Annotated in this window: 4 protein-coding genes; 1 reads left to right on the top strand and 3 read right to left on the bottom strand. The window is 75.0% G+C overall.

From position 1 onward, the window contains the following. The coding region (locus L1885_RS25150; protein WP_235799462.1) for a C40 family peptidase at positions 1-873 on the top strand (873 nt) is incomplete at its 5' end. Between the two features lie 24 nt (positions 874-897). Here the strand turns inward: L1885_RS25150 and L1885_RS25145 are convergent. The 3 genes from L1885_RS25145 to L1885_RS25135 form a co-directional block, all read right to left on the bottom strand. After that, a complete protein-coding gene (locus tag L1885_RS25145; RefSeq protein WP_235799461.1) occupies positions 898-2,235 on the bottom strand; it encodes a styrene monooxygenase/indole monooxygenase family protein in 1,338 nt (445 codons plus the stop codon). Between the two features lie 402 nt (positions 2,236-2,637). Beyond that, positions 2,638-3,240, bottom strand: coding sequence for a GTP-binding protein (locus L1885_RS25140; RefSeq protein ID WP_235799464.1), 603 nt, complete (start codon positions 3,238-3,240; stop codon positions 2,638-2,640). A gap of 202 nt (positions 3,241-3,442) precedes the next feature. Further along, entirely contained in the window at positions 3,443-3,823 is a 381-nt protein-coding gene (locus tag L1885_RS25135) for a DUF742 domain-containing protein (RefSeq protein ID WP_235799463.1), read from the bottom strand. Positions 3,824-3,842: the final 19 nt, after the last annotated feature.

Raw genomic sequence — 3,842 nt, 5'->3', positions numbered from 1 at the left:
GCCATCGCGCGCGCCCAGTACCGCGGCAGCCCCGAGCTCTCCGGCTACCTCCAGCTCCTGCTGTCCCGCGATCCCGGGCACGCCGTCGAGCAGCAGCACATGCTCGCCCTCGCCGCCCGCGGCACCCTCGCCGCGGAGAGCCGGCTCGCGGCGGGCAAGCAGCGGGCCGACGCGGCGGCCGACGCCTCCGGCGACGCGCTGGCCAGGCAGCAGCAGCTCGCGGCCCGCACGAAGCAGCAGCGCGACACCGCCGAGTCGAAGCTGCGGCAGGTCGAGTCCCTGCTCGCCGCGCTGAGCCCCGAGCGGCTGGCCCAGCTCGCCGCGCTCGACCGCAGCGGCACCGACAAGGCGCAGCAGGACCTGCTGGATTCGGGCGCGCTCGGTCCGCAGGGGCAGGCGGCACGGCCCGCTTCGCCGACCGCGGCCGGGGCCGCGGCGCTGCGCTACGCCGTGCGCCAGATCGGCAAGCCGTACGCCTGGGGCGGGACGGGGCCTGCCGCGTACGACTGCTCGGGCCTGACGTCGGGGGCCTGGGCCCACGCCGGGGTGCCGCTGCCGCGCACGAGCGAGGAGCAGTGGCGCACGCTGCCGCACGTGCCCCTCGACCGGCTGCGCCCCGGCGACCTCGTCGTCTACTTCCCGAAGGCCACGCACGTGGCGATCTACCTCGGCGACGGCAAGGTCGTGCACGCGCCGCGTCCCGGCGCTCTCGTCAAGGTGTCGCCGATCGCCGCGAACCCGCTGCTCGGAGCGGTCCGGCCGGACGCGTCCGGCGCGGTGCTCGGCCCGGGCGCGTACCACCCGCCGACGCTGCCGCCGGGCGCCGAGGACGGGCCGGACACCGGCAGCGACCTGTCCTTGCAGGTGAAGTGACGGCCGGGCGCCCGCCCGAAGCCGTCAGGCGCTCCCCGGCAGCCGCCGTCCCGGGCCGTCCGCCGGGGCCGGGTCCTGCGCCGGCACCGGGCTCCGAGGCCCGGCCGGGCCCGGGCCGTCCGCCGTCCTCGCGGCCGCGGCCCGCTTCAGGTAGGCGTCCGTCGCGGCCGGGTCGTAGAAGTAGTCCTCGAAGTCCGAGGGGTCGTCGAAGCCGTTCGCGAACCGGTCGGCCGCCGCGGGCAGTCGCTCCGCCGCGCCGAGCAGTCTGACGACGTGCTCGGGAGGCGGCCCGAGCAGCGCGTTCGTCCATTTCGTGGCGTGGCTCGCCTGCCGCCAGTACGTCTCGAAGGTGGCGCGCATCCACGCCTCGTCGAACGGCTCGCCGCCGCGGGCGAGGATCGCGTCGAGGTAGACGGCCGCGCACTTGGCCGCCGAGTTGGAGCCCTGGCCGGTCACCGGGTCGTTGGCGACGACGACGTCGGCGACGCCGAGGGCCCGACCGCCGCCCGGCAGGGCCGCCACCGGCCGCCGCACGGTCGGCGTGAAGCGGCCCGCGAGCACGCCGCCGGCGTCGGTCAGTTCGACGTTCGTGGCCCGCGCGTACTCCCAGGGCGTGAACTCCTCCATGAGCCGCAGCGTCAGCGCGAGGTGCGCACCCGGGTCGGTGACCCCGCGGAACGCGTCGACCGGACCGCCGGGCAGCCCCTCCCAGAACAGGATGTCGGCGCGCCCGCCGACGGTGAGCGCCGGGATGACGAACAGCTCGCCGACGCCGGGCACGAGGTTGCAGCGCACGGCGTCCACGTCGGGGTGCTCGGGGCGCGGCGCGAGGCCGTGCACGTACGAGACGGCCAGGGCGCGCTGCGGGGCGTCGAACTCCGAGCGCCCCGGGTCGCGTTCGAACATCGAGACCAGCTCGCCCTTGCCCGCGGAGACGAGGACGAGGTCGTAGCTGCCGGAGAAGTAGTCCAGGTCGGAGACGGCGCATCCGTGTATCACCAGCTGTCCGCCGCGCTGCGCGAACGTCTCCATCCAGCCGGCCATCTTGATGCGCTGGTCGACGGACTGGGCGGGGTGCTCCAGCCTCCCGAGCCAGTCGACGGCCCGGCTGTGGTCGGGCGCGGCGACCGAGACGCCGAGCCCCTCCAGCGAGGGCGTCTGGGACTCCCAGAACCCGAGGCCGAGGTCGCGCTCGTGCTGGAGCGCCGTGTGGAACATGACCTGGGTCGACATCACCCGGCCGTTCCTGACCTCGTCGGGCGTCCTGTTGGACATGAGGGTGACCGCGTATCCGTGCGCCTGGAGGCCCAGGGCGAGGTGCAGCCCCGACTGGCCGGCACCGACGACGAGCACGTTGCGCATGTAAGGGCCCCTCCCCCACGGTCCTTCTGCCCTTCGGTCCTTCTGCCCCGCAAGTCCTCGGGTCCCGCAAGTCCTCGGGTCCCGCAAGTCCTCGGGTCCCGCAGGCCCTTCGGCTCCGCAGGCCCTTCGAGCCTCCGACTGCCCGGCCCTCCGGCCCCTCGGCGATCCGCCTGCTCCCGGGCCCGTCCGGGGGCGCGGCCGCGCGCCGGGGACCCTACCGCCTCACGGCACCCTTCGCCGGGCCCGCGCACGGGCGACGTACCGGGCGGGAGGCACGCTTGCCGCGCCGCTCCCCGCCGGACGTCCCGCGGCACGCCCCGGCCTGACGCGACCTGCCGTCCTGCGTGGGCGGTGCTCCGTGCTCCGTGCTCCGTAACCGGGGCTCCGGGGCCGGCCGCCCGGCTACTCCCCGCCCGACACGAGCGCGTGCCGGACGAGCGCCATGAGCGACTCGACCGCCGAGACCCGCTGGCGCGCGTCCATGACCAGCAGGGGCACGGTGTCCGCCACGGACAGCGCGTTCCTGACGGCCGACGGGTCGAACGCCTCCGCGCCCTCGAAGTGGTTCACGGCGACGATATAGGGCAGACCGCAGGTCTCGAAATAGTCGAGCGCCGGGAAGCAGTCGTCGATCCGGCGCGTGTCCACGAGGACGACCGCGCCGATCGCGCCGCGCACGATGTCGTCCCACATGAACCAGAACCGCTGCTGCCCCGGCGTGCCGAAGAGGTACAGCACGAGGTCGTTGTCGAGGGTGATGCGGCCGTAGTCCATCGCGACGGTCGTGGTGACCTTGTTCGGGACGGCCGTGAGGTCGTCCGTGGCCGCGCTCGCCGCCGTCATCAGCGACTCGGTGCGCAGCGGCGGGATCTCGGAGACCGAGCCCACGAACGTCGTCTTGCCCACGCCGAAGCCGCCCGCGATCACTATCTTCGTCGCGACCGGAGCGCGGCTGCGATCGAGCTGCCACGCCTTCAGGCTCTCCTCCGGCTCGGAGACGGCCATGACCTCGACGGACGCGTCTTCGGCGGGAGCGGTGCCCGTACCGGACCCGGCGTCCGTCGCGGCCGCGGCTCTCTCGCCGGCGGTTGCGGTCCCGGTCGCGGCGGCGGTCCCGGTCGCGGCGGCGGCCCCGGTCCCGGCGGCGGCCGCGGTCCCGGCGGCGCCCTTGCCGGCGGCGGCCTTGTCCTCGGCGACTGCGGTGTCGTCAGAGACGGCGGAGTCCACTCAATACCCTTTCCAGCAGTGCATGGTCCGGCTGTTCGGTGCCGTGACCGGTCCCGTACACCCTGATCTTTCCCTGGTCTGCGAGGTCGCTCAGGAGCACCCTCACCACGCCGAGCGGCATCTTCAGCAGCGCGGCCACCTCCGCGACCGTCCGCATGCGGCGGCACAGTTCGACGATCGCGCGCATTTCCGGCATGACCCGCGACGAGCCCCGGCGCGGCAGCTCGCGGCGTTCCTCCGGAGCCTCCAGGGCCGCGACGAACGTCTCGACCTGGAGGACGTGTTCCGCCCGGGTCCGGCCCCCGGTGAGCGAGTACGGGCGCACGCGCGAGGCCCGGCGGCCCCCGCCGCGCACCGGCAGGTTCGGCGCGGCGGCGAAC

It is taken from the genome of Streptomyces fuscigenes (assembly GCF_021556455.1).
GTDB classification, from domain to species: domain Bacteria; phylum Actinomycetota; class Actinomycetes; order Streptomycetales; family Streptomycetaceae; genus Streptomyces; species Streptomyces fuscigenes.
The sequence above is the reverse complement of the archived record's forward strand: the minus strand, read 5'-3'. Positions and strand labels throughout refer to the sequence as shown.

Bases quoted from the DNA above. Each gene is read 5' to 3' on its own strand.
- L1885_RS25140 (WP_235799464.1), bottom strand. From the start codon at position 3,240: ATGGCCGTCTCCGAGCCGGAGGAGAGCCTGAAGGCGTGGCAGCTCGAT.
- L1885_RS25145 (WP_235799461.1), bottom strand. From the start codon at position 2,235: ATGCGCAACGTGCTCGTCGTCGGTGCCGGCCAGTCGGGGCTGCACCTC.